Genomic DNA, 25,849 nt, shown 5'->3' with positions numbered 1-25,849 from the left:
GGACAAATCTCTTCTTGACAGTCACCATACCTGAGTGGTACCTTGAGAAACAAATATGCTTCTCAACTATTTCATAAGAGGATGGTATGGCAGATAGTTATTACGATGTCACAAATGAAGATTTCGCTGATAAAGTTCTACAAGCTCCGCAGTTAGTAGTTGTCTTTTTTGCAGCCGAAAAGAGTAATTCATGCCAGATACAGGAGCCAGAGTTTGTAGCGATCAGTAAAGAATATCAAGATCGGGCAAGCTTTGCAAAGGTGAATGTCGAAAAGGAAGAAAACTTGACGCGCCAGTGGAACATCGATGGCATCCCTACACTCGTCTTCTTCAAAGGGGCAATGAGCTCTACCGCATCAAAGGTATTATGATGCGTGACAAATTGCGCCGCCAGGTTGAAGGCGTCTTGCTCGCCGCGAGTGAATAAACAGCCGCTCGCGCAATCGATGATATATACCAAGCATGACAGTCCACCAATAAAATATAAAATTGGACGGTAGGGAGAAAGTTCTTGTGAGTTCACTTTATCCGCTGCGCTTAGAGTCCTCGCTCCATGAGACAATCTGGGGTGGACAACGCCTGGAACTTGATGGCTGGAAACGGCTTCCCGAGGGAGCCCGCACGGTAGGCGAATCCTGGGAGACTGAGATCAGCAATCGTATCGAAAATGGCCCCCATGCGGGAAAAACGTTGGGAGAGCTCGTTACATATCTGGGTGCCCCCTTGCTAGGCAAACAGGCTATCTCGATCTTTGGCGAACGCTTTCCTCTGCTAGCCAAGTTCATTGACGCCAACGCCAAACTTTCGGTACAGGTACATCCCAACGACGATTATGCCGCACGCAATGAACACGGCAAATTGGGCAAAACTGAGTTCTGGTATATCCTCGCGGCAGAGCCCGGCGCGTCCATCATTCACGGCTTCCAGGTTCCCTCCAATAGCGAGCAGGTTCAAAACGCCATTGAGAGCGTAGCCCTTGAGTCCCTCTTACATGAGGAACCTGTTCAAGCTGGAGATGTGGTCTTTGTGCCTGCTGGAACAGTGCATGCCATCGGCTCAGGCATCCTACTCTACGAATTGCAGGAATATTCAGATGTGACCTATCGCATGTACGACTATGGACGACGGGATGCGTCTGGGAAGACACGCGAGCTTCACATCGAGCGCTCACTCGATGTATCACACTATCACGTCTCACCACACGTTAAAGTCCGCCCGATAGTGCTTTCCAGCCAGGAGCAATACGAGGAACGCTGCCTGATCGCTTGCCAATACTTTGTGACGCGCGAGGTAAATCTGAAAGCTCGCGGAGTCTTGCAAGATACCACCACTGACAGTTGTGTGATCCTCACATCTCTAGGGGCAAGCCTACGAGTAGCCTATGGTCCAGATCTGGAACAGGGTGAGCAACTAGAGCGAGGCGAGACCATCGTTCTACCTGCTGAACTGGGGACTTATCGTCTGGAGGGCGAGGGGCTCCTCCTTCGCTCATATGTACCTTCCGCCGAAGATGAAGCCTGGCGGCTCTGGCGTCAGCACAACCATGAGAGCAGCAAGTAGCATACTGCTGCTCTCACCCATGTTTCATACATAACCGCGTGCTTCTCAGCACGCGATATTATTATGTTCTACCTTACTCATAGCGCCGTTTACGACGCTCTTCATCCAGGTCCGTGATCGTTCCCTCTACCACGCGCGTGCCTTGTGGACCCTGTCTCTGCGTGCCTTCCTGGGAATCACTGGCTCGAAACAGGTCATCCAGGCCATACATCCCAGGCATCTGCTGCTGCAAACGTGAAACATCTGAGAGGGTTTGAGAAATTTTACCCGCAACGTTGGCAGCTAGCGTTATCATATATAAGATTCCCCAGATCACCATTCCCACGAATAGGGTAACCAGACCGCTCACAATCCCATTCCATGCGCCCCCGGTCAACCAGTTCGCCACCAATTCATAGATGACCATTGCTCCAATAGGCAGCCAGAAAAAATGTACAAGAGCCCGAAGGAACCAGTGCAGAAACCATATGACGGCCTTCACTGGATCAGATGGCATATTCCAGGGAGGAATAAATGCTCTAATGGGCCTGGGTTTTAAACGGTTTAACGTGTTCACGATATACTCTCGTTGGCGTGGTATTCTCTTACAGACAGGTAGAGTCACTGTTGCGCTCTCGTCCCTCAACTATAGATAGCAATACCACATTTATTATCCTCTAAAGGATGTTACGAAGCGTGTGGCATACAAGTTGCACAGAGGCGAACCAGAGCAGAGACAGAGCTAAAAAAAAGAGGTCGCGCGGACCTCGTCACCACGCGACCTCTCATGTGCCGCAACTTCCAGCACGGCTCTACTGGGAGGCGGTAGAGAGTAATAAATGTATTGTTCTAGACGGCAAGGACCTTGCGAACAGCATCAAGGTTGGCTTCGACAATGATTCCACTTCCCTGCTGTGGGATACCCGTCACACTATCTTTGAGCAGGTTGCCTGTCAGGATGCCAACCACACGTTCATCACGCTTGATAACCCCCTCTGCGACCAGTTTATGCGCGCCAGCCAATGTCGCCGCTGAAGCTGGCTCGCAGCCTATACCCGCTCGATCAATCATCGCCTTAGCGGCTAGAATCTCCGCGTCGGTCACCTCGGCCACAATACCATCAGTGACTTCTATGATGCGCCGCGCCCTGGCATAGCTGACAGGGTTACCAATCTTGATCGCGGTCGCGACGGTATCCGCCTTAACGCTCTCGCGCCTGGCGAACTGCTGACGGTAGCTTCTATAGAAAGGGTTAGCGCCAGCAGCCTGGATAGCAGCGATACGCGGCATCTGGGTAATCAAACAGAGGTCATAAGCCTGACGAAAGGCCTTCCCGATAGCCGAGATGTTACCCAGGTTCCCCGCTGGCAAGATAAGCCAGTCTGGGGCCTGCCAATCCAGCTGTTGCAGAATCTCAAAGGCGATAGCCTTCTGACCCTCAATACGGAAGGGGTTTAGCGAATTCAACAGGTAGATTCCCAGTTCATTACAGACCTGCTCTACAAGAGACATGGCGGCATCAAAGTCGCCTTTGATCTGTACAGTAGTCGCGCCGTAAGCTAATGTCTGCGCCAACTTTCCAGAAGCCACATTCCCCGCTGGCAGAAACACGATGCCCTTCATTCCCGCTTGCGCGGCATAGGAGGCCAGAGAAGCCGAGGTATTGCCCGTCGAAGCGCAAGCCACAGCCGTCGCGCCCAGCAGGTTCGCCATTGTGACACCAACGGTCATACCACGATCCTTAAAACTTCCGCTCGGGTTCTCGCCTTCATGCTTCAGGAAAAACAGGTCTAAGCCTGCATATGTGCCAATCTGCCGGTGTCCCACACGTCCCGTTGGGCAATTCTCCATGCCTACCGGATACAGATTAGTATTGCCTTCAGGGCGCGCGATTACATATGGCTCTGGCGCGGGCAAAATCAACTCACGGTAGCGCCAGACACCACTATAGTCGAGCAAAAGTTGGTCTGTACTTATAGGCCAGATAGGCGGTGAGCAGACACGCTCATCAAAGACCTGTCGCCAGAGAGCGCCTGCCGCAGACGCGTTACTCGAGCGCTCAAGGAGGCGCCAGCTTTCCGCGTCCCCCTGCCCTGCGATCTGTTTCGGCAACGCGAACTCTAATTCAACATCAAGGACACCACCACAGTCACAGCGATAGCGCGGGACCATACCAGATGTGGCAGAAGACCGCATTTCAACTGGCGGATAGAGTGCCGAACATTCGACGCAACGAAGCTTGATCGCGGACAAGAGAGCCGCTACTTCGGGCGCAAGTGTAGCCTGAGATTGCATATTTCCCTCACCTGGCTCCCGGCCTGGCTGGAGACCAGTAGAATTGATTGCCATAACGCGCACTGACTTCCTTTCGTCTGCGGGTACGCGATGTCTTCACGACCCGTGCTCCCATCTGATCAGCTCGTAGCACCATACCAGCCCCCTCAACACTATGCGTACGAGCAGCGTCCTGCATAGCGCGCAATATCTCTGAGAAACGCGTGCTAGCTAAGGCGATAAGCGACGACCCACCACCAGAAAGGCATGCTCCATACGCGCCCGCATCTCTTGCGGCTTGAATAATGCTGTTCATAGCGGGAAACATGGCCTCTCGATAAGGTTGATGCAAGCGATCCTGCATAGCATCGCCAATGGCTTCATAATTTCCTGTCTGCAATGCTGAAAGCAGGAGCGCCACACGCCCGGTATTGAATGTCACATCTGTTCTTGGATAGCTTGCCGGCAACAATTTCCGTCCCATCACGGTATCCATTGGAAAGGTAGGGGTAAAAATGATTGCTTTTAAGGCTTCAGGAAATGGGGTCTTAATAGCACGCGCCCGGCCATCAATCATAATGGTCGCGACCAAACCGCCAAGCAAAGCAGGAGCGACGTTATCTGGATGATTTCCCGCCTCCATCTCAACCGCAATTTCTAGCAACTCTTCTTTAGAGACGGCTTTCCCTCGCTCACGTAGCCATTCGTTCGCAGCCACCAGCCCTCCCACGACCGCCGTCGCACTGCTCCCAAGCCCACAGCCAGGAGGAATACGATTCAGCATACGAATGCGCACTGCGGGTAAACTCTCTTTCTGGCGCTCAAACAGCATGGCGAACACCCGAAAGAAGAGATTATCAGGGCCACGCGATAACCCTTCACTCCCCAATCCCTGAATGTCAATTTCTGGAAGCAGTGGATCTCCCCCGCTCTCCACGACAGTAAACCGATTATAAAGCTGTAATGCCAGCCCAAGACTATCAAAACCAGGTCCAAGATTAGCGGACGTGGCTGGCGTTAAGACATCCACAGAAGCAGGTAATGCCAGTGCCATCAGAGGCTACCTGCCTTTCCGAGCGAAGACGCATTTTTCTCGATCCTTTCGCCTTCTTGCCTATTCTATCATGTTTTACAATAGGCATGATACTATCAGTACAAAAGTCATATCAAAATCTTACATACGTAGAACGTTATGGCTTCAACTCTACTACACAATGTTGCGTATAACGAACATTGATATTTTTCAATCCTGGTATTTGTCACTTACACGATAATCTACACACAAATACCCGTTTATGAGCGTATATCACCCCCTACGAACAGAAAAAAAGAAGTGTCGGAGCGCCAGGGCGTTCCGACACTCAAATTACAATCAATACCGCAATCAACCCGGTAGAACCACACATGAAGGGTGTATGAGCGTAGCACGGGTTGCTAGACAGCCGAGGGAGTCTCCTGCATACATTCAGCAATGTAAATCAAGGCGTCATCCGAGACAGCCTTCTGCTGTTCTGCCATCGCCACAAAGCTCTTATAGGCTTCCTTCAGTTGCTCAGCTGAAAGCCTATAGCCTAACAACCGCAGGCGAGCATCCAGGCCATGTCTGCCAGAGTGCTTCCCCAGAACGAGGTTCATATCACCCCAACCAATAGATTGTGGGTTCATGATTTCGTATGTCTGGCGATGCTTGAGCACTCCATCCTGGTGGGTGAAGGCATTCAACCCCACAATAGCTTTGTTAGGCTGCACTGGTATACCCGTGAACTGGCTTAACATCTGGCTTGCCTCTAGCAAGTATTCAGTCTTCACCCGTGTGTCAATATGGAAGGCGTCATAGCGTGTACGTAAAGCCATGACAATCTCTTCCAAAGCGGTGTTGCCTGCGCGCTCCCCGATCCCGTTAATGGTTACCTCAACCTGGCGAGCACCTCCACGAGTCGCCGCTAAGGTATTCGCAGTCGCCATACCCAGATCATCGTGGCAATGCGCGCTCAGCGTGATATGCTCAATGCCCTGGACATGGGCTCGCAGATAGCGGAAAAGGTCTTCATACTCGCCCGGCATGGTATAGCCAACCGTATCAGGGACGTTAATAATGGTGGCTCCCTCGCTAATCACGACCTCAAAGAGGCGGCACAGGAAGTCCCGATCACTACGGGTCGCGTCTTCAGCCGAAAACTCGACTGTTGGGCAATAGCTACGCGCGCGTGCCACCATTGTTTTGGCGCGCTGCAGGGCCTCCTCACGGCTAATCCTGAGCTTATGTTGCAGATGAATGTCGGAGGTAGCAAGAGAGACGTGGATAATAGGTCGCTCAGCCTCACGCACGGCCTCCCAGGCCATATCGATATCGCTGGTGACCGCGCGCGCCAGGGCCGCGACTGCGACACCTTTGACGCGACGCGCGATCTCACGTACTGAGGCCATATCATCGGGTGAGGAAGCTGGGAAGCCAGCTTCGATAACATCTACTTGAAGCGCTACAAGCTGATCAGCTACACGTATCTTCTCTTCGATGGTCATCGCCGCGCCAGGTGATTGCGCACCATCGCGCAGCGTCGTGTCAAAGATGGCCACGATCTCAGATGTTCCCATGACGTTTGCCTCCTGTATGCCTACCTCTCAACACTCAAATTCATCTGCGAAACCGATGCGGTTACTTCGTCTTGGCTTCAGCTTTCGGTTGCTCAGTCTGCGCACCAGGCTTATTGGCGAGCCATGGCATCATGGCGCGCAGCTCTTTACCAACCTGGGCCAGCTGTGTTTCGCTATTGGCCCTGCGCATCGCCAGGAAGGAGGGGCGACCAGCCTGATTCTCCTGAATCCAACGTGTGGCAAAGGTGCCATTCTGAATATCCTTCAGGACATTCTTCATCTCGTCGCGCACCTGCTGATTGATCAGGCGGGGGCCAGTGATGTAATCGCCATACTCAGCTGTATCGCTGATGGAATAGCGCATATAATCCATGCCACCTTCGTAAATCAGGTCCACAATCAACTTCATCTCATGCAGGCACTCGAAATAGGCCGACTCCGGCTGATAACCTGCTTCAACCAGGGTCTCAAATCCGGCGCGCATCAGTTCCGTGACACCGCCGCACAGTACAGCCTGTTCCCCAAAGAGGTCGGTCTCGGTCTCCTCTTTAAAGGTGGTATGCAGAACACCAGCGCGTGTGCAGCCAATGGCGCGCGCGTAGGCCAGTGTCAGAGCTTCAGCCTGACCGCTCGCGTCCTGGTAGACCGCCCAGAGGCCCGGAATACCAGCCCCATCGGTATAGAGGCGGCGAACCATATGACCCGGTCCCTTGGGCGCGACCATCGCGACGTCCACATCAGCGGGAGGAACAATCTGGGCATAGTGCAGACTAAAGCCGTGCGCGACCAGGATCATCTTACCCGCAGCCAAGCCGGGACGAATATCGCGCTCGAAGACCTCACGGTGATGCTGGTCGGGGATGAGAATCATGATGACATCCGCGTAAGCCGCCGCTTCTGCTGGCGTCATAACGCGCAGGCCTTCAGCCTCGGCCTTGGCACGACTCTTACTCTCACTGGGTAGGCCAATGACGACCTCGCAGCCACTATCGCGCATATTGAGCGCGTGGGCATGGCCCTGACTGCCATAGCCAATCACAGCGACCCGCTTCGACTGCAATACGTCCAGGTTTGCGTCTGAATCATAGTAAATAGTTGCCATAGTATTTTTCGTAGCTCCTCGTTCTTTAGAAGAAATGTTATAGAGAGGCTCAGAGAGAGCCTAAAATTGAATATCGTCTGGTTAAGGCTCTAGGATTAATCTTCAGTACCGCGAGCCATCGTGACACGGCCCGAACGCGCGATTTCGCGAATATCATATACCCGCAACTGCTCAATGCATTGAGCAACCCGGGCGGGGCTGCCACTAACTTCAAAGGTGGCGGTCTCAGCCGCTACTTCGGCGACATGCGCTCCAAAAAGTTCGGCGATCCCGAAGACCTCCGCCTTCTTCTCGGGAGAATATCCAACCTTAATCATAGCCAGTTCGCGTATAAGCGCTTGCTGCTCAGGAATACTGATGACTTCGCGAACTTCCAGAATTTTGCGCAGTTGCTCGACAAGATGCCCCACTGCGACCTCGGCATCATTGACTGTGACCGTGACACGCACCACGTTGTCGCTCTCACTTCCACTCAGGGTTAGCGTCTGCATGTTGGCGCGCCGTCGGCGCATCAGGCCAACAACACGATCCACCGCGCCAACCCGGTCAAGTACCTGAACGATCAGGGTATGCTCACGCGCGATGGACTGGGGAATTACCGAATGGCCCGCGCGGGCATCTGGATCATACTCGGCGTTATACGCCGCGATGTTTGCTGCTGTGGTTGCCATTGTCTTAGGCCCTCCTCTCACTCTCTTCGATCATACTGGTGATAGCGGCTCCAGGAGCGACCATCGGGTACACACATGCTTCCGACTCGATCACGAACTCGACGATTACGCTTCCAGGGGTCTCCATCGCCTGCTGAATGGCAGCTTCAACCTCATCACTCTTTGTTACACGGATACCTGTTAGACCATAGGCTTCCGCCAGTTTGACGTAATCAGGGCCGGAGATAGGCGTCTCGGAATAGTTGCGAGAATGGAAGAATTGCTGCCACTGGCGCACCATACCCAGGTAGCCGTTATTCATAATCGCGATTTTGACGGGAACGCGCTCCTGTTGGAGGGTCGCCAGTTCTTGAATATTCATCTGTACGCAGCCATCACCAACCACCACCCACACGGGCGCATCGGGCATACCCATCTTGACACCCATCGCAGCCGGGATTGAGAAGCCCATTGTACCTAAACCACCAGAGGTAATATGGCTGTTTGGACGAGTCCAGGGATAGAAACGGGCGGTCCACATCTGATGCTGCCCCACATCACTGACGACAATGGCCTTCCCTTCGGTCTGCTTATAAATGGTTTGAAGGACATCCATCGGACTTGGGTAGGCGGGGTCCCACTGTCCCATACCAACACGCTCATCGCTCTCAGTCTGCCAGGCGCGAATGCGCTCAAACCACTCCTGGTAATCGCCGGGCTGGACAGACTCGGTCAGGGCTTCCAGGGCCACACGCGCGTCGCTCGCAATCGCCACGGTCGCGACCTTGACCTTATGTAGCTCGGAGGCGTCGATATCGATATGGATAATGCGCGCATTGGGGGCGAACTCATCAACCTTACCAGTCACGCGGTCATCAAAACGCAAACCCACGCCTACGATCACATCGGACTCGCCTATCGCGCGGTTGACATGCGCTGGTCCATGCATGCCGGGCATTCCCAGGTGCAATGGATGATCCTCTGGGAAGGCACTCTGCCCTAGTAGTGTCGTGATGACGGGAATGGAGGTCTTTTCGGCGAAGGCCTTGAGTTCTTTGTATGCTCCCGAGAGGATAATGCCATGGCCTGCCATGATAAGAGGCTTCTTGGCTCCGGAAAGCATCTGAGTAGCCTGGTCAATAAGATGAGCCGCAGGGCGGGAAACAGTCTCTTGCTCATGGCGCAACTGTTCCTCAGAGGTCTGATAGTTCGCGGGATCATACCAGGCACGGGCCTGCTGAATGTCTTTCGGGATATCGACCAGCACCGGACCTGGACGCCCACTACGTGCGACACGGAACGCCTCATGGATCGCTGGAGCAAGCTCATCCATGCTATGAACCTGGAAACTATGCTTTGTAATAGGCTGGGTTATACCGATAATGTCGGTTTCCTGAAAGGCATCGCGACCAATCAAAGGACGCGCCACCTGCCCGGTGATCGCGACTACTGGAACCGAGTCCATAAACGCGGTCGCCAGCCCAGTGACCAGATTGGTTGCGCCGGGACCACTGGTAGCAGCACACACACCAACTTTCCCTGTGGCGCGCGCGTATCCATCAGCCGCATGAGACGCCGCTTGCTCATGGCGCACCAGCACATGATGCAAATCGGGATAAGAGGTGAGAGCATCATAGAAAGGAATAATCGCTCCACCCGGATAGCCATAGATAAACTCCACCCCTTCCCGCACCAGGGCCTCACAAACGATCTCGCTTCCGGTCAGCTCACGAGCGCTCTGGCTGCGCTCACGCGTGTTTCCTGCATCGTGCATAATATTGGTGGCGATTGCCATAATTCCTCCGCAGCATTTCAAAAAGATAACAAAAAAAGGGCCTCCACACAGGGAGGTCCTCTATCAAGGTTACCTTCTTTGGATTGGTTGCTTCGTTGCTTCCGTTAATCTCCCCTTACGGTTCTTGCGGCTTGCTTCTCGGTGAGCCCTACCAGACTAGCAAAGCCTTTCAGTCTGGTAAGGCAGCTAAGAAGAATAAGGCCCAAAAGGCTAATAATGCTAAGCAAGAATACAAGATTCCTAAGGGATACGGAAACCAGAAGGACCAATACAAACAAAAGAACCGACGCTATGTAGCTGTCGGTTCTAGAGGTAGTGCTCTTCTTCGCATCCATTTTCGAGGCGCGCTGAGACGTCGCAGACATTGCGCCTGGCATATTGGACATACTACAAGCGTGGCGTTCGTCAGCAAACATTGCTGACCGCATCTGCGCTGTGTATGTCATTGCCATTTCGTCTTCTCTCCGTTTCGCTTTGTACAAGCGTATCTGCCAACTATTGTGTACATAATGCTGGCACAGGCACTGCCTGCCACACAACATCTCACTTGCCTCATTCCAAACGACACACAAACCACTATCCCACTAGCAACCTCGCTAGGTTTGAGTGTGGGGTCGTTTATATGTAGAGGAGGATACCTCAACTACATGGTGTCTGTCAACCCTCTACCAATTCATTTCAAGCACCACTTCCGAGTATAGACAAAATACATATCATATATGCCCTCTAAATAGACATGATATCCATATTTATCTACGCCTCGACCATATTATATCCTATTTTACCTGTTATTCATATTACGGGCCCACGATCTCATCTCCATAGCGTAGACCGATGAAGGCGGAGGAGTTCGCGGCCTCGTCCAATAGGGTAGTAATGAAGTCTCGCAGAGCGCTTGGAAGTGGCTCGCCATGTGCCAGAGTAACTAACGCGCTATCGCGATAGACCGTAGGAACATCCCTCACACGAATAGCAACCAAACGTCCATCAGCCAGTTCTTCAGATACGGTGGTACGGGTGAGTAGCGCCGCTCCCAGACCGTGTAGTAACAGGTGTCTCGCGGTGCTAAAGGGGACCTCGATCACAGGCTGGCCGGGGATAGTGATACTCTGCAATAAGCTATCAATGGCGCTCCCCCATCTGACCTGGAAAAGGGGGCTTTTGCTCTGTCTAAGCTCCGCTAATGTTATATCCTCACAGCCCGCCAGAGGATGTAAAGCGGGCAGTACCAGCACCATCGGCTCGCGCAATCGGAGCAGTGTTCGCAAATTGCGATCCTGAAATGGGTATCCGATCAACCCTAGCTTGACTACACCGTCGATGAGCATGGCGACAATCTCATCGCTGTGCGCTATCTGCAACGAGACATCCACCAGAGGGTGTGTCTGATAGAAGCGGGCAATACTATGCGCTAAAAAGCCTTCCGCGAGCGATTGCATGGCCGCCAGGGTCACTCTCCCCCGCTGCCCTGACTGTGTCAGACGGGCCGTTTCCACCCCCTCCGCCAGGATCGCCAGGGCATGCCGAGCGTATGGCAGGAAGCTCTCTCCACGCTCGGTCAAAGTGACACCACGCCCACCACGCTGAAAGAGTTGCCCACCTACGGCCTCTTCCAGGGCCTGAATGCGCGCGCTGATAGTAGGTTGCGCGATATTCAGCGAGCGAGCGGCTTTACTAAAGCTTCCCTCGCGTACGATGCGCTCAAATGTCAGTAGTTGCTCACGATCCATCGGTTACCTATAGATTTTTTCGATAACAAGTATAGCATATATCGGATTGCATAATAGTAGCAGAATCGACTATCCTCTTCAAGACACGATAGATCACTGTGATACTTATCCCAAGGATGGCTACATACTATGCGTTTTCTCAAAGTACTTCTTCTTCCTCACCTGGCGCTCCTCTGGTCGGGGCAGGTGCTCTCGGCTATTGGTGACTTCTTCTATCAGATCGCGATGCTCTGGATCGCGATCAAGATGGCTGGTAGCCAGGGCGGTATTATTATCGCGGGGGTAGAGGCTGGCGCAGCACTGCTCTTCGGACTGCTCGGCGGCATCTACGCGGATCGTTGGAACAGGCGCGCGATTATGATAACGGTGGACCTCGCGCGCGCGCTTGCCATCAGTAGCCTCCCTCTGCTAGCGACGTTTGGGCAGCTTCAGTTCTGGCAGCTCATCATAGTTTCGCTCCTGGTAGGCAGCCTGGGAGCGCTCTTCAATCCCGCTCTTCAGTCCAGCCTGCCCGCTCTCGTTCCCAACACGGATCTGTTGCAAGCCACGAATGGACTGATGGATGTGACTCGTCGCCTGGCACGCACGCTTGGTCCCAGCCTGGCAGCTCTCCTGGTAACCTTTCTCCCCCTCACCCACTTCTTTACCCTCGATGCAATCAGTTTCCTGCTCTCCGCTGGGGCCGTAACCCTCATGGGTAGTCGTTTTGCCTGGAAGCCTCGGTGCAAGACCATAGAGCACACTGGAATCAGGGATCTTCTTGTTGATCTACGGCAGGGCTTCCAGGCAGCACGCGCGCATAAACCTATCGCCCTGGCTATATTCAGTAGTGGTTTCATCTCCGCCGCCTGGGTCGCTGGCTTTGTGCTTGGCATACCACTGCTTGCAGACCGGGTGCTCCAGGGCAATGTGAGCGCATATGGGTTGATTGTTGGGGCATATGGAGTGGGCAATGTTGTCAGCAATTTTGTGATAGGAAGTATGTCGCTTCGGCGACCTGTGGGGACCATGTTTCTCGGTGGGCTCGTTGTGGGAAGTGGCTTCCTTTTGATGGTAAGTGTGCCGAGCCTGCCAGTGGCGATGCTTGGCGCGTCCCTCGCGGCCCTGGGTGGGCCGATGGGAGATATCCCTATGGCGGTTATGATGCAGACCGAACTGCCTCCACACCACCTTGGCAAGATCTATAGCCTCGCGGATATGACGAACGCGCTGGGGAGCCTGCTCGGCCCACTCCTGGCACTGCCCCTCTATCAATATCTGAGCGTGCAGCAGGCGATCTCCGTCTGTGCGCTCATCTTCGTCACGACTGGCCTGCTTGGACTCCTTCGCTTCCGCTTCCAGGAACCACCCGCCCACCCATACAAACAGGAGCCGCTGTCATAAGCGGCTCCTGTTTCACTCTTTGTTAGAACTCTCCGACAGAGGCAACAAGAAAGCTTGAGCCCAGCCATATGTAGACGCAGCGCTTCAACCTGAACCAGGCAACCGGCTCAATCAATCTGCTCTAGTTGCCTAGTGGACATTCTCGCAGGCAGGTGTATTGTGCTCCACCAGCCTTTAACTCGCTCTTCATGACATATAGGCTACGCATTTCGTATGCATCAGCATGCGCGAGCTTCTGTTGTTTACCTGCCAGTAAATCCTGAAGGTTTGCTTGCTCCTCAGGCGAGAGAGGAGCCTTGACGCGCGCGAGAGTCAGATGAGGCGAGAAGGGGCGCCGGTCCACTTCAAAGCGCCTCTCTCTTAGTTCATGGTTGAGCGCTCGATGTAAGCGCTGCAAGCTCCCACTTGACTCCTCAATGCCCATCCAGATCACACGTGGGGTGCGCAGCGAACCAAAGGCTCCAACGTTTGTCATATGATAGGCAAAAGGCTTGACATGACGCGCGGCTTCCTCAGTGGCTTCGATAGCACGCGCGACCCCTCCCTCGTCCAATTCGCCAAGGAAGGCAAGTGTGAGGTGGATGCCCGTGGGGTTTACCCAACGAATGCTAGGCAACGACAGCGCCACCTGCCGGATCAACTCCGTCAGGTGGCGCTGCTGAGCATCATTCATTTCAAGGGCAATGAATGTTCTTGTCATATTATGCCGCAAACAACATCGAATCTAGCTCAGCACCGTCAATTGTCTCGACCTGGATCAGGTGCTCTGAGATGGCGATCAGTTTCTCTTTCTTCTCACGCAGAATGTTGAGCGCGGTCTGATAAGCCTGGTCAACCAGCAGTGACACTTCAGCGTCAATCCGAGCGGCGGTCTCAGCGCTAAATGTGCTAGAACCATCGACTTCAGCCTTGAACAGAATGTTGCCTAACGGTGTCATACCAAATTCACAGACCATACGTCGCGCGATACTAGTTACGTACTCAATATCCTGGCTCGCGCCTGTGGTGATATCGCCAAAGATAACCTCTTCAGCGGCTCGACCACCCATCGCACCAGCCATCTTAGCAAGCAATTCTGAACGGCGCAAGAGGTAGCGATCCTCGGCTGGAGCCTGGACTGTGATACCCAATGCCATACCACGCGCAATCGCTGATACCTTCTGCACGGGGTCCGCGCCCGGAACTGAACGCATAACAATGGCATGCCCAACTTCATGATAGGCAATGATTGACTTCTCAGCCTCGGTAATCACGCGACTCTTGCGTTCGGGACCCGCCATCACACGCAGAATGGACTCATCCAGATGTGGTTTCTCAATCGAGGACAGGCCATCGCGAGCAGCCAGCAAAGCAGCCTCGTTCAAGAGATTCGCCAGGTCCGCACCAGAGAAGCCAGCGGTCTGACGCGCCAGATCTGTCAGCGTTACATCATGCGCCAGGGGCTTACCTTTGGCATGCACGCCCAAGATTTCCAGGCGACCACGGATATCGGGCTTATCAAGCATAACACGGCGGTCGAAGCGACCAGGGCGCAGCAGCGCGGGATCAAGCACATCTGGGCGGTTGGTGGCGGCAATCACAACAATGTTGGTATCCTTATCAAAACCATCCATCTCAACCAGCAACTGGTTCAAGGTTTGCTCACGCTCATCGTTGCCAGTCATACCAGAGTTCGAGCGCTGGCGACCAACAGCGTCAATCTCGTCAATAAAGACGATACATGGCGAATGATCTTTGGCCTCTTTAAAGAGGTCTCGTACACGAGCCGCGCCAACACCCACAAACATCTCAACAAATTCGGATCCGCTTACACTATAGAAGGAGACACCAGCCTCGCCAGCAACCGCGCGCGAAATAAGTGTCTTACCAGTACCAGGAGCACCAACCAGCAGGACGCCCTTGGGTGTACGCGCACCCATCTGGGTAAAGCGCGCTGGATGCTTCAGGAATTCGACAATCTCTTGTAGCTCAGTCTTGGCCTCTTCCACACCAGCGACGTCTTTGAAAAGTACCGAAGGACGAGACTCACTGAAGCGTTTGGCCTTCGAACGCGCGAAAGGCATAGCCTGACCACCCATGTTTCCATTGCGGCGCAAGAAGAAGAACATCGTTCCTACAACCAGCAGAATCAAGACCAGAGCCTCAAGCCCCTGTAGCCACTGATTACCTTGTGTCGCATCCTGCACATTAACGGTGGTGCCACCCTTCATAAGAGCGTCTGTAACTGGCTGACCATCTTCTTTGACAGCGTGAATCTGCTTACCATCAACGGTTGTCGCATTAATATCATTGCCGCTTATGGTGACAGACTTCAGGTGATGCTGTTGTGCCATACTGAGCACAGCACTAATGGGCTTCTCCTCAACAGTCGATGCTCCCATATTGGTGCCTGTCAGGCGTAGCAGCGCGAAACCAAGTAGAACCAAACCGACCACGATCAAGGAGCCGGCCAGGCTATACCGTAGCGCCGCGTTCCTCTTACGCATTGGCTTTCGCGCTGAACTTTGTGGACTTGTCTTTCTCATCTGGCGGTTATTCTTTGGAGGCATTTCCATGCAGATCGTTTGACCCTTCTATGCTGGTACACGCTAATTGGCTTAAAATCCGATTTACATCTGCTACGCCTATATAGGCCGTATCTCTTTATCTCAATTTGTCGCTAGTATAACGCATGAGAATTTGTTTAGCAAGGTAAGTAAATGCTTAGAAAGCTTAGAATTATTAGAAAAACAAAACCATACCCGCCTCATTATCACACGCTATAACTGCAATAGCTCAGTTTATAACTACTTGTTCACCAGAATGTATCATCGGTACTGAAGTACTATACCCATTTCTATAAAAAAATGCGATGATTGATACATCATTACTGGAGTTGTGCTCGCATTGTGGGAACGCGCGAGATTGGTAGCATTGATGCCACATGACCTATCCACGACCCCAAATATTCAAGCAGATTCTTAAGCATGCGCTCCCTCTATGGGGCGAGAGCCAGCCAGATCCTTGTAGCGCGTAGATTAAGAACCTTTCTTGGTGCAAACTGGAAAGGGGGAACCAACATCATTCTCCGCTATTTTTCTCAACAGCCTCACGTCCTCCTACCATACTATGTCGGCATGCCCAAATCGTTTCTGCAAAGGAGCATCAAATGAGTAGTACCATGTCAGGTACCAATCCCAACCGCTGGTTAATCGCGGTCACAGCCTTCTGCATGCAGCTCGCGTTAGGTGCAGTCTATGCCTGGAGCGTCTTTCTAAAACCAGTCGCGACCTTTTACCATGTGAGTCAGGCACAGGCTAATCTTACCTTCAGCATCACACTCCTGGCACTTGGCATCACCGCTGGCTTTGGTGGCTATTTCAATAGCCGTTTTGGACCACGCACAATCGCGACCGTTGGAGGTCTCCTCTATGGACTAGGGGTAATTTTGGCGGGCTTTTCATCGACAAGTATCTATCTACTTTATCTAACTTACGGTATTATCGGCGGCGTGGGGCTAGGACTGGGCTATATTGTGGCTATCGCCATGCTTATCAAATGGTTCCCCGACCGACGCGGCTTTATCACGGGTCTGGCAGTAGCAGGTTTTGGCGCGGGCGCGGCACTCACAGGACCCATAGCTGCTAATCTGCTTCTCCCAGTCTTTCAATTGAATACCACATTCATCATCCTGGGAATCGCGTTCTGTGTGATTGTGGTCGTGGCGGCTCAGTTCTTCCGAACCGCGCCCGATGGCTATTCACCTTCCGGTTGGGTGCCAACTCAGAAGCAACAGGCGGAAAGCACAGTGCGCAACTATACGCTCAGCGAGGCTTTCAAATCTCCTCGCTGGTATCTGCTCTGGTTCATTCTGGCGCTGAATGTAACCGCTGGGGCCGCTCTGATCTCAGTTGCTTCCCCATTGGCCCAGAAATTCACAGGTGTCACAGCAGGCGTCGCTTCAACATTGGTGATTACCATTTCGATCTTCAATGGGGCTGGCAGGCTCTTCTGGGGCTGGCTCTCTGACTTTATTGGTCGCCCATATACCTTCCTGGTGATTTTCGCGGTCCAGATCCTCGCCTTCCTGGCAACACCTTTCATTGGTGACATCGCTCTGCTCTTCATTCCGGCTTCGATAATCGGCCTCTGCTATGGAGGCGGCTTCGGTACTATGCCTGCCTTCGCCGCCGATTTCTTCGGCTCTCGCAATTCGGGGACTATCTATGGCGCGATGCTCACCGCGTGGAGCGCGGGCGGCATCGTCGGCCCCCTGCTCATCGCGAGTATCGACTATAAGACAACCCTGTTCATTCTAGCGGCCCTTATGCTTGTAAGCTGCGCTCTCCCTCTGCTCGCGCAGATGCTAGCACGCCAGGCACGGGTGGAACCCGAAGCCACTCACTAACGTGACAAGTCATAGGCATTCTGTATAGCTTTCAATCCTAACAGAGTGCCTATGCTACAATTAAAGAAGCACCCGATCATGTTCTCTGCTCATACGAGCATGGCTGCTCTTTTCCCGAACACTGTTTATTTTTCGAACAGTGTTCAAAAACATTGAGCTGCGTGTGGAAAAAGAGTGATAGAGTTATAAAGGAACTTCTTATGGACGAACATACCTCCCTACCAGAGACGGTACAATCCGCCTTTACGGAACTCTTACAGGTTGGGGCGAATACTAAGTCCTTCAGCCAGGAGAGCGTACATAAAGCACCTCGCATCCGCGATGCGAAACTCTTTCATAGCGTCTGCCCATATTGCGCGGTTGGCTGTGGGCTAAATGTCTATGTGAAAGACGGTAAGGTGATCGATATCGAGGGCAATCCCAATAGTCCGATCAATAACGGTACACTCTGCCCTAAAGGTTCCGCGACCTTCCAGTATACTGTCAATCCTAGCCGCCTCACGAAGGTACTCCATCGCTCTCCCTATAGTGATCACTGGGAACAGGTTTCGCTCGATTGGGCCATGGAGCGTATCGCCCAACTAACGAAACAGACACGCGATGAAACGTTTGTCGAGCGCCTCGATGATGGACGAGAAATCAATCATACGCAAGGAATTGCCTCGCTTGGCGGTGCAACGCTGGATGTAGAAGAGAACTACTTGATGAAAAAACTCTTCTCCGGCGGACTGGGCATGGTCTCAATTGAGAACCAGGCCCGTATATGACACAGCTCTACTGTACCCGGTCTGGGTACCTCACTTGGACGTGGCGGGGCGACGTCCTTCCCAAAGAATCTCTTACAAAGTGATTGCATCCTGATTATGGGTAGCAATATGGCGGAAGCACACCCAATTGCATTCGCCAATGTCGTTAAGGCCAAGGAGCACGGCACAAAGGTCATTCATATTGATCCACACTATTCGCGTACCTCGGCGCTTGCTAACCTCTATGTCGCCACCCGCGCTGGCAGCGATATCGTTTTCCTTGGTGCGTTAATTCGTCATTTGCTCGAAACCAAAACCTACTTCCATGAGTATGTGCAGCATTATACCAATGCCGCGATGCTCATCCGCGAGGATTTCCAGGATACCGAGGATTTGAATGGGCTCTTCTCGGGATATGATGCCGAGAGCGGCACCTATACCAACCAGCGCTCCTGGGACTACCAGCGCGACGAATACGGGAAGCCGCTACAAGATCTCACGCTTCAGCATCCACGTTGCGTCTTGCAGATCATGCGCCGCCACTTCGCGCGCTACACACCAGAAATGGTAGAGCAGGTCTGTGGCGTCTCGCGTGAGAAATGGCTCCAGGTCACGCAGACCCTCATTGAGAACTCTGGACGTGAGCGTACTACGGCCCTCTGCTATGCCGTCGGCTGGACGCAGCAATCCAAAGGTGTGCAGATTATTCGCGCCGCCTCGATTCTCCAACTCCTCCTGGGTAATATTGGTCGCCCAGGTGGCGGCATTCTGGCGCTACGCGGTCATGCTTCGATTCAGGGCTCGACCGATGTCCCAACGCTCTATGATCTGCTAGCAGGCTATATGCCACAGCCCGCCGCGCCACCCCCTCAACATACGCCACAATGCCTGGAGGGCTGCGCGCCCGAGACACATAATATTCCCTCGCAGCAGACGCTTGAGGAATATATTCAGGTTTCAGGCCAGAAAACTGGCTGGTGGTCCAACTTCCCGGCCTATATCAAGAGCCTTCTGGCCGCCTGGTATGGCGAAAAGGTTCATGATAAGGAAAGCGATAGCGGCTATCGCTACTTACCCAAGATCACAGGCGACCATTCGCACTTAGCGACGACCTATCAAATCCTGGATGGGAAGGTCAAGGGCTACTTCCTCATGGGCCAGAATCCCGCCGCTGGCAGCACCAATGCCCGCCTGCAACGTCAAGCCCTGGCACAGCTTGACTGGCTCGTTGTCCGCGATCTGTACGAAGTGGAGAGCGCGGCCTTCTGGTACAATAGCCCTGGTGAAGTTCACGTCGATTCGAGCAAGATTAAGACTGAGGTCTTCCTCATGCCTGCCGCCGCCTCGACTGAGAAAGAGGGCTCCTTTACCAATACTCAGCGTCTGATCCAGTGGCGCGATAAAGCCATCGATCCACCTGGTGAGGCGCGCTCAGATCTCTGGTTCACTTACCACCTGGGGAGACGCCTCAAGGAGTTGTACGCGAACAGCACCGAGCCCAGAGATCGCGGTCTTCAGGCTCTCACCTGGAACTACGAGCGCACTAAGCCTGAACCCGGTTCACGTATCCTCGACGAACCAGATTCCGAGCTTGTCCTGAAGGAGATCAATGGCTACTATGTTCGCCAGGGAGACGAGCAAAAGGTCTATAATTTACACAACGCCTCCCATGTCCCGAACTTCGCGGCCCTCAAAGCCGATGGTAGCACAGCCTGCGGCTCCTGGATCTACTCAGGTGTGTTTCCAGAGCCAGGGAAGAATCGAGCGGCTTCGCGCATCCCTGGAGGTCCCACAAATCTGGAATGGGGCTTCGCATGGCCCGCTAACCGACGCATTCTCTATAACCGTGCTTCGGCTGATCCTCAAGGTCGCCCCTGGTCGGAGCGTAAAAAGTATATCTGGTGGGATGAAGAACAGCAGCAATGGACTGGCTATGATATCCCTGACTTCCCAGTTAGCAAACGACCAGACTACGCACCAGCGCCCGACGCAACTGGTATGGACGCCATCTCGGGAAGCGATCCTTTCATCATGAAGCCCGACGGGCGAGGTTGGCTCTTCGCGCCTACTGGCTTGAAGGATGGACCGCTACCTACACATTATGAGGCTATTGAGTCGCCGGTCCACAATCTGCTCTATAAGCAGCAGAGTAATCCGGCAGCACAATACTTCAAGGGACGCAAGGGCAATCCGCTGGCTAAGGTTGGAGACGAGCGCTATCCCATCGTCATCACGACCTATCGCCTGACTGAGCACCATGTCAGCGGACCCATGACCCGCTGGATGCCCTGGCTCAATACCCTACAACCAGCCCTCTTCGCCGAACTCAGTCCCGAACTGGCGGCGGAAAGCGGCATCAAACACGGAAACTGGTTGGTCATTAGCACGCCACGCGGTGAGATCGAGGCGCGCGCGATGGTCACACGGCGTATGCGTCCACTACGAGTACAAGGACGCCAGGTTCATCAGATCGGCCTACCCTTCCACTGGGGTTTCCAGGGTAAGAGCACTGGGAGCATTACCAATGACCTGGCTCATATGGTGCTTGAACCCAACGTTAGTATCGAAGAGGCCAAGGCGTTTACCTGCAATGTGCGCCCCGGACGCCTCTCTCAAGGAGAAAGCCATGGCCGTTAAAGACGCGAATTCACTCGCATCATCACCGGCACAGGGTCCGGAAGCCACGCAACGGCTACCGGGCGCGTCCCGGCTTCTGACGATGCTGCAACCACTACACAAAGAGCCACCACCACCAGAGCAGCCCGCGATGGGCTTTTTCACCGACACTAGTGTGTGTATCGGTTGCAAAGCCTGTGAGGTGGCATGTCGACAATGGAATCAGATCATGCCGCCCATCCAGGAGTGGAGCGGTTCGAGCTATGACAATACACGCCACCTTGGTGCGCGCACTTGGCGGCATGTGCAGTTCATTGAGCAGATCGACCGCTCACCTGCCATTGGTGATGGACATCCAGCACCTGATATCCCACTCTTTGATAGTCCGGATTTTGAGGCCCGTATCGCAACCGCGAAGGAAAATGGCCAGATTCCCACCACGCCTCCTGGCACAGCCCTTCCCTTCTTTAATGATGAGCGCTGGCTGATGCGAAGCGATGTCTGCAAACACTGCGCTAACGCGCCATGTCAGGAAGCCTGCCCGACCGGAGCCATCATTCGCACCGAGTTCGATACTGTTTATGTGCAGCAAGACATCTGTAATGGATGTGGCTATTGCACGCTAGCTTGCCCTTTCGGCGTCATCGCACGCGACTACGATGGTGGTAGTCATACCGCGAAAAAATGTACACTCTGCTATGACCGCTTAAAGGATGGTATGGAACCCGCCTGCGCCAAATCCTGCCCAACCGACTCTATTCTCTTTGGTGAGGTAGAAGTTCTTAAGGAGAAGGCACGGCAACGTTTAGGGATACTTCATGAACGCGGCGTCACCGAGGCGCGTCTCTACGGTGTTGATGACAAGATTCTAGATGCTGGCTTGAACTCCTTCTTTTTGCTTCTCGATGAGCCTGAAACGTACAATCTGCCACGCAACCCACAGCGACCAATGAACAATGTGCCGCCCGCCTCTCTGTGGTCGATCCTGGCTACGATTGCGCTTAGCCTGGTTGGCATATTCTTCTTCAGTAAGCGGGATTGAGAGGGAAGAGAGTTTATGGATCAGTTAACCAATTCGGAGGCACTCTATGAGCGCCTGGCAACATTCACAACCGGATACGAACCAAACCCGGACCGTGAGGAGCGCGAGCCGAGCTACTATGATTACCCGGTGCTAACAAAATCCTTCTGGGATAAGGAGATCATCTGGTACTTCTTCTTTGGCGGTTTAGCTGCTGGCTGCTATATCCTTGCTAGTCTGGCTTCAATTTTTGGTAGCAAAGAGGATCGCACAGTGGTACGCACGGGCTATTATCTCTCACTACTAGCCCTGCTCCCCTGCCCACCCCTCCTTATCAAGGATCTAGGTCGCCCTGAGCGCTTCCTACATATGTTGCGCGTTTTTAAAGTGAAGTCACCAATGTCAATGGGCTCATGGTGCCTCTTTAGCTTCTCCGTAGTGAGCGGCATCACGGCTACTATCCAGGCCGCTCGCGATGGGCTACTCGGCAAGTGGTGGGGCGCGCGCTTCCTCGCTGCTATGCCTCAGAAGCTCCTGGCTCTTCCTGGCATGACTTTGGCCGCCTTTCTGGGAAGCTATTCTGGCGTCTTGCTAACCGCGACGAGCATCCCTATCTGGTCGCGAAGCAAACTCCTGGGAGCAGTCTTTATCTCTTCAGCCGTCTCAACTAGTTCAGCTCTAATCTCGCTTGTGCTGCGTATTATCGGCGCGCCAAGCACAACGCTCCATAAGTTAGAGAAGATCGAATGGGCTGCGATGAGCCTTGAGGCGTTTGAGCTGTTCCGCTTTCTGCGCGGTTCCAATCGCACCGCGCGCCCACTCGTTGGTACAGGCTCTGGTGAGCACGGTCGGACCTTCTGGCGCTTTATGGTCGGCAGTGGCCTCGTCCTCCCCTGGCTTCTCCAATCACTCGCTCTGCTGGGTGGGGAGCGGACGAGCAAGCGCCGCGTACGTGGAGGCAAGGGACTGCTTATCTCACTGCTAGTTCTCGTTGGTGGCTACTTCTTGCGCCACACCATCGTCAAGGCAGGTCAGCCTTCCAGCGTTGACGCGCGCACGACGTTGTGGAACGCACGCCGCTAAACATAATCCCCCTGATCCGGGAGCGCTGGTAGATACAGATCAGCGCTCCCGGCAATCTTCCTACTTGTTTTGCCACGCTCTACAGCCCTCAGTACCAGACACAAGAAGACAATTCAACTTTTTTAGCGCACCTTCGTAAGCTAGTACAGAGAGATCTAATGCCTACGAAGCTGGAGTACCTTCGTAGCTGAGAAAGGGCTTTGTTTTTATGGAGGAGTCACCTCACACTAACCGCGATAATCAGGATACTACTCCCCACACTGGCACAACAACCAAACTTCCGCAGGCGGAGGACAATAATAGAGCACAGCCAGCAGCCACGCGAGGCACGACACGACCACTCGATGCTCAGGAAGCGCCTGATCTGGTCAACGACGCTCTGCAACTCACGGTCATTGAGGGGATGCAGGTCGGACGTGGGGTCGCTCGCATCGATCCATCCCAGATCGCCCGCCTTGGCTGTAAGCCCGGCGATATTATCATGATCACCGGAGCACGCACGACCGCCGCGAAAGTTGTTCCAAGCGCTCTCGTAGATCGTAATCAACCTAATATCCAGATGGATAGCCTGGTACGCCAGAATAGCGCCTCCGGCCTGGGCGAGCGCGTGACTGTACGCAAAGCCAAGGTCCGTAACGCAGAGAAAATTACGCTCCTCCCTTTGAGCGCGGGCACACCTATTCAAGAAAGTGACCTGCAATACATTACACGCTATCTGGTTGGGCTCCCCGTAACCATTGGCGATCTGCTACGGGTCAGCCTGCCCGGCAATTCTCCGCGCGAGTTCTTGATCATCAATACAACTCCGACCACGCCCACCTATACCCTTGAGAAGCGTGGAACCAGTGAATTACCTCCCATCGATCCGCCACAGCCATCGCCCGATGTCGAGGCCGTTCTGGTGCAACCAGGAACTATCGTACGCGCCCAGACGCGAGGCGCGACCAATAGCGGCCCCGGCATTGTAAGCTACGAGGATATTGGAGGATTGGGCAAAGAGCTCCAGCGCATCCGAGAGATGATCGAGCTTCCACTCAAGTATCCTGCAGTCTTTGATCGCCTGGGCGTCGAGCCGCCCAAGGGCGTTTTGCTCTATGGCCCTCCTGGCACTGGTAAGACGCTCATCGCCCGTGTCGTTGCGGCTGAGACGAATGCGGCTTTCTTCGTTATCAATGGTCCTGAAATCATTAACAAGTTCTACGGTGAGAGCGAATCCCGCCTACGTTCGGTCTTTCAGGAAGCTCAGCGGCAGGCACCCAGCATCATCTTCATTGATGAGTTGGATGCTCTCGCACCCAAGCGCGCCGAGAGTGGCGGTGAAGTCGAGCGACGTATCGTAGGACAACTCCTGGCACTGATGGATGGGCTGGCATCACGTGGGCAAATCGTCTTGATTGGTGCCACAAACCAACCGAACGCACTCGATCCAGCTATTCGTCGCCCCGGTCGTTTCGACCGTGAAATCGCTCTTCGCGTGCCCGATGTGCGCGGGCGCATGGAGATTCTGAGCATTCACAGCCGTGATGCCGCTCTGGCGAACGACATTGACTTCGCGCGCCTGGGCCAGCTCACTCCTGGTTTCGTAGGCGCTGACCTGGAAGCACTCTGTCGCGAGGCCGCAATGATCGCTTTGCGGCGCGTCCTTCCTCACATCGATTACCAGCGTGGCTACATTCCCTATGAGACGCTGGTCAACATGAGCATCACGATGGCGGACTTCCAGGCTGCTCTACGCGAGGTGGAACCATCCACGACGCGTGAGGTCTATGTCGAGGTCAGTGAAACTTCATGGGATGATATCGGTGGCCTTGAAGACATTAAGAAGTTGCTCACAGAGGGAGTCGAATGGCCGCTTCGCTATCCCGACATTTACGCGAACGCCAAAGTCGAACCGCCTCGTGGTGTCCTCCTCGCAGGCCCTCCCGGATCAGGTAAGACTTTGATCGCCCGCGCGCTTGCTAACCAGTGTGAAGCCAGCTTCATCTCTATCAAAGGTCCCGAGCTACTCTCAAAGTGGGTTGGTGAGTCTGAGAAGGGTGTGCGCGAGGTCTTCCGCCGCGCGAAGCAGGCAGCCCCCTGCCTCATCTTCTTTGATGAGATCGATGCTCTGGCTCCTCGCCGTGGTGGCGGTATGGACGGCAACGTGGGAGATCGCCTGATCGCGCAACTTCTCACTGAAATGGATGGTATCGAGGGACGCGAAGGCGTCATTGTATTGGCGGCAACCAATCGCCCAGAATTGATCGATCCGGCGATTCTACGTCCCGGACGTTTCGATCTGGTTGTTGATCTGCGCTACCCAAATGAAGAAGAGCGACGCGCAATCTTCGATGTGCATTTGCGCGGACGCCCCATGTCTTCCGAGGTAACCTCCGAGGAGCTTGCCCGGCTCACTGAGGGCCGTAGTGGCGCGGACATTGAGGCCATCTGTCGCCGGGCTGCGCTATTGGCCTTGCGTGGCTGGATCACACCTCAACTCGTCGCCAGCCAGGCGTCGGTACCTGCTGCCCCTCAGCCAGCCACAGCCGATGTCACCAGCTCGGCAGACGGCTCAGGTAGTTCCGTCGCCCTTGAGCCCGTCAACGCATCCACGCCGCTACAAATTACTGCGACTCATTTCGCGAACGCGATTGATGAACAGCGTGAACGCTACAATGTACAGGAAGAGGCGGAGGAGAAGCAGACCAAGCTGGAAAAGGGACGCGAACGCCTGCTCGAAATGGCTGCCGAGCAGGATCAAACGCCCAACCTACCAGCTCTGGCAAACGTGGCAGCCCCGGCTCTGGCACTACGCAACCCCGTGTTCTGGGGTGTCTCTGTTCTGATTATCCTGGTCATCGTCCTGCTCCTCCATTCCTTCGGGATCTTCTAATGATATGAGTATGTAAAGCGGCGAGGCATGCTAGCGTGCCTCGCCGCTTTACATAT

General features: G+C 53.9%; 18 protein-coding genes. 8 read left to right on the top strand and 10 right to left on the bottom strand.

All coding sequences use genetic code 11. From position 1 onward, the window contains the following. The first annotated feature begins 86 nt into the window (after positions 1-86). The gene (locus K3T82_RS17675; RefSeq protein WP_220194759.1) at positions 87-371 is read left to right on the top strand and encodes a thioredoxin family protein; all 285 of its coding nucleotides are present in this window, start codon (positions 87-89) and stop codon (positions 369-371) included. A gap of 142 nt (positions 372-513) precedes the next feature. Continuing rightward, positions 514-1,560, top strand: coding sequence for a type I phosphomannose isomerase catalytic subunit (locus K3T82_RS17670; RefSeq protein ID WP_220194758.1), 1,047 nt, complete (start codon positions 514-516; stop codon positions 1,558-1,560). Between the two features lie 73 nt (positions 1,561-1,633). On the opposite strand, the gene K3T82_RS17665 is transcribed toward K3T82_RS17670, so the two are convergent. The 8 genes from K3T82_RS17665 to K3T82_RS17630 form a co-directional block, all read right to left on the bottom strand. Next, positions 1,634-2,116: a hypothetical protein gene (locus K3T82_RS17665; protein ID WP_220194757.1), complete on the bottom strand. Its 483-nt coding sequence runs from the start codon at positions 2,114-2,116 to the stop codon at positions 1,634-1,636. A gap of 272 nt (positions 2,117-2,388) precedes the next feature. After that, the gene (gene thrC / locus K3T82_RS17660; RefSeq protein WP_220194756.1) at positions 2,389-3,888 is read right to left on the bottom strand and encodes a threonine synthase; all 1,500 of its coding nucleotides are present in this window, start codon (positions 3,886-3,888) and stop codon (positions 2,389-2,391) included. Then, positions 3,842-4,867 (bottom strand): homoserine kinase, encoded by a 1,026-nt coding sequence (gene thrB, locus K3T82_RS17655; RefSeq protein WP_220194755.1) that lies wholly within the window; start codon positions 4,865-4,867, stop codon positions 3,842-3,844. The genes thrC and thrB overlap by 47 nt, the downstream gene beginning before the upstream one ends. A 380-nt stretch (positions 4,868-5,247) precedes the next feature. Then, positions 5,248-6,408 (bottom strand): 2-isopropylmalate synthase, encoded by a 1,161-nt coding sequence (locus K3T82_RS17650; protein ID WP_220194754.1) that lies wholly within the window; start codon positions 6,406-6,408, stop codon positions 5,248-5,250. Between the two features lie 61 nt (positions 6,409-6,469). Continuing rightward, complete coding sequence (gene ilvC, locus K3T82_RS17645) at positions 6,470-7,510, bottom strand: ketol-acid reductoisomerase (protein WP_220194753.1); 1,041 nt, start codon at positions 7,508-7,510, stop codon at positions 6,470-6,472. Positions 7,511-7,605: 95 nt separating this feature from the next. Next, positions 7,606-8,181, bottom strand: a complete 576-nt coding sequence (gene ilvN / locus K3T82_RS17640; protein WP_220194752.1) for an acetolactate synthase small subunit — start codon at positions 8,179-8,181, stop codon at positions 7,606-7,608. 4 nt (positions 8,182-8,185) lie between these two features. Next, positions 8,186-9,934: a biosynthetic-type acetolactate synthase large subunit gene (ilvB, locus tag K3T82_RS17635; RefSeq protein WP_220195131.1), complete on the bottom strand. Its 1,749-nt coding sequence runs from the start codon at positions 9,932-9,934 to the stop codon at positions 8,186-8,188. A gap of 818 nt (positions 9,935-10,752) precedes the next feature. Then, the gene (locus K3T82_RS17630; protein WP_220194751.1) at positions 10,753-11,685 is read right to left on the bottom strand and encodes a LysR family transcriptional regulator; all 933 of its coding nucleotides are present in this window, start codon (positions 11,683-11,685) and stop codon (positions 10,753-10,755) included. Positions 11,686-11,814: 129 nt separating this feature from the next. Here K3T82_RS17630 and K3T82_RS17625 point away from each other — a divergent pair, with 129 nt between their 5' ends. Continuing rightward, complete coding sequence (locus K3T82_RS17625) at positions 11,815-13,068, top strand: MFS transporter (RefSeq protein ID WP_220194750.1); 1,254 nt, start codon at positions 11,815-11,817, stop codon at positions 13,066-13,068. A 121-nt stretch (positions 13,069-13,189) separates the two neighbouring features. Here the strand turns inward: K3T82_RS17625 and thpR are convergent, their stop codons facing one another. Continuing rightward, complete coding sequence (gene thpR, locus K3T82_RS17620) at positions 13,190-13,768, bottom strand: RNA 2',3'-cyclic phosphodiesterase (protein ID WP_220194749.1); 579 nt, start codon at positions 13,766-13,768, stop codon at positions 13,190-13,192. A gap of 1 nt (position 13,769) precedes the next feature. Next, positions 13,770-15,593, bottom strand: a complete 1,824-nt coding sequence (gene ftsH, locus K3T82_RS17615) for an ATP-dependent zinc metalloprotease FtsH (RefSeq protein ID WP_236031187.1) — start codon at positions 15,591-15,593, stop codon at positions 13,770-13,772. Positions 15,594-16,216: 623 nt separating this feature from the next. On the opposite strand from ftsH, the gene K3T82_RS17610 reads away from it, so the two are divergent. The 5 genes from K3T82_RS17610 (at position 16,217) to K3T82_RS17585 (ending at position 25,793) form a co-directional block, all read left to right on the top strand. Then, the gene (locus K3T82_RS17610) at positions 16,217-17,455 is read left to right on the top strand and encodes an L-lactate MFS transporter (protein WP_220194747.1); all 1,239 of its coding nucleotides are present in this window, start codon (positions 16,217-16,219) and stop codon (positions 17,453-17,455) included. A gap of 200 nt (positions 17,456-17,655) precedes the next feature. Continuing rightward, complete coding sequence (fdnG, locus tag K3T82_RS17600; RefSeq protein WP_307811061.1) at positions 17,656-20,838, top strand: formate dehydrogenase-N subunit alpha; 3,183 nt, start codon at positions 17,656-17,658, stop codon at positions 20,836-20,838. Beyond that, complete coding sequence (locus K3T82_RS17595; RefSeq protein WP_220194745.1) at positions 20,828-21,859, top strand: 4Fe-4S dicluster domain-containing protein; 1,032 nt, start codon at positions 20,828-20,830, stop codon at positions 21,857-21,859. The genes fdnG and K3T82_RS17595 overlap by 11 nt, the downstream gene beginning before the upstream one ends. A 15-nt stretch (positions 21,860-21,874) precedes the next feature. Next, a complete protein-coding gene (gene nrfD / locus K3T82_RS17590; RefSeq protein WP_220194744.1) occupies positions 21,875-22,921 on the top strand; it encodes an NrfD/PsrC family molybdoenzyme membrane anchor subunit in 1,047 nt (348 codons plus the stop codon). A gap of 208 nt (positions 22,922-23,129) precedes the next feature. Further along, entirely contained in the window at positions 23,130-25,793 is a 2,664-nt protein-coding gene (locus K3T82_RS17585) for a CDC48 family AAA ATPase (RefSeq protein ID WP_220194743.1), read from the top strand. Positions 25,794-25,849: the final 56 nt, after the last annotated feature.

Source organism: Ktedonospora formicarum, assembly GCF_016587355.1.
Lineage (GTDB): Bacteria > Chloroflexota > Ktedonobacteria > Ktedonobacterales > Ktedonobacteraceae > Ktedonobacter > Ktedonobacter formicarum.
This window is presented reverse-complemented; position numbering and strand designations above follow the sequence as displayed.

What these genes read in the sequence shown, in the direction of transcription:
- K3T82_RS17625 (WP_220194750.1), top strand. Translation starts at nt 11,815, where the DNA reads ATGCGTTTTCTCAAAGTACTTCTTCTTCCTCACCTGGCGCTCCTCTGG.
- ilvB (WP_220195131.1), bottom strand. Translation starts at nt 9,934, where the DNA reads ATGCACGATGCAGGAAACACGCGTGAGCGCAGCCAGAGCGCTCGTGAG.
- thrB (WP_220194755.1), bottom strand. Translation starts at nt 4,867, where the DNA reads ATGGCACTGGCATTACCTGCTTCTGTGGATGTCTTAACGCCAGCCACG.
- ftsH (WP_236031187.1), bottom strand. Translation starts at nt 15,593, where the DNA reads ATGAGAAAGACAAGTCCACAAAGTTCAGCGCGAAAGCCAATGCGTAAG.
- K3T82_RS17675 (WP_220194759.1), top strand. Translation starts at nt 87, where the DNA reads ATGGCAGATAGTTATTACGATGTCACAAATGAAGATTTCGCTGATAAA.
- thrC (WP_220194756.1), bottom strand. Translation starts at nt 3,888, where the DNA reads ATGGCAATCAATTCTACTGGTCTCCAGCCAGGCCGGGAGCCAGGTGAG.
- K3T82_RS17650 (WP_220194754.1), bottom strand. Translation starts at nt 6,408, where the DNA reads ATGGGAACATCTGAGATCGTGGCCATCTTTGACACGACGCTGCGCGAT.
- nrfD (WP_220194744.1), top strand. Translation starts at nt 21,875, where the DNA reads ATGGATCAGTTAACCAATTCGGAGGCACTCTATGAGCGCCTGGCAACA.
- K3T82_RS17610 (WP_220194747.1), top strand. Translation starts at nt 16,217, where the DNA reads ATGAGTAGTACCATGTCAGGTACCAATCCCAACCGCTGGTTAATCGCG.
- K3T82_RS17585 (WP_220194743.1), top strand. Translation starts at nt 23,130, where the DNA reads ATGGAGGAGTCACCTCACACTAACCGCGATAATCAGGATACTACTCCC.
- ilvC (WP_220194753.1), bottom strand. Translation starts at nt 7,510, where the DNA reads ATGGCAACTATTTACTATGATTCAGACGCAAACCTGGACGTATTGCAG.
- K3T82_RS17630 (WP_220194751.1), bottom strand. Translation starts at nt 11,685, where the DNA reads ATGGATCGTGAGCAACTACTGACATTTGAGCGCATCGTACGCGAGGGA.
- thpR (WP_220194749.1), bottom strand. Translation starts at nt 13,768, where the DNA reads ATGACAAGAACATTCATTGCCCTTGAAATGAATGATGCTCAGCAGCGC.
- K3T82_RS17595 (WP_220194745.1), top strand. Translation starts at nt 20,828, where the DNA reads ATGGCCGTTAAAGACGCGAATTCACTCGCATCATCACCGGCACAGGGT.
- ilvN (WP_220194752.1), bottom strand. Translation starts at nt 8,181, where the DNA reads ATGGCAACCACAGCAGCAAACATCGCGGCGTATAACGCCGAGTATGAT.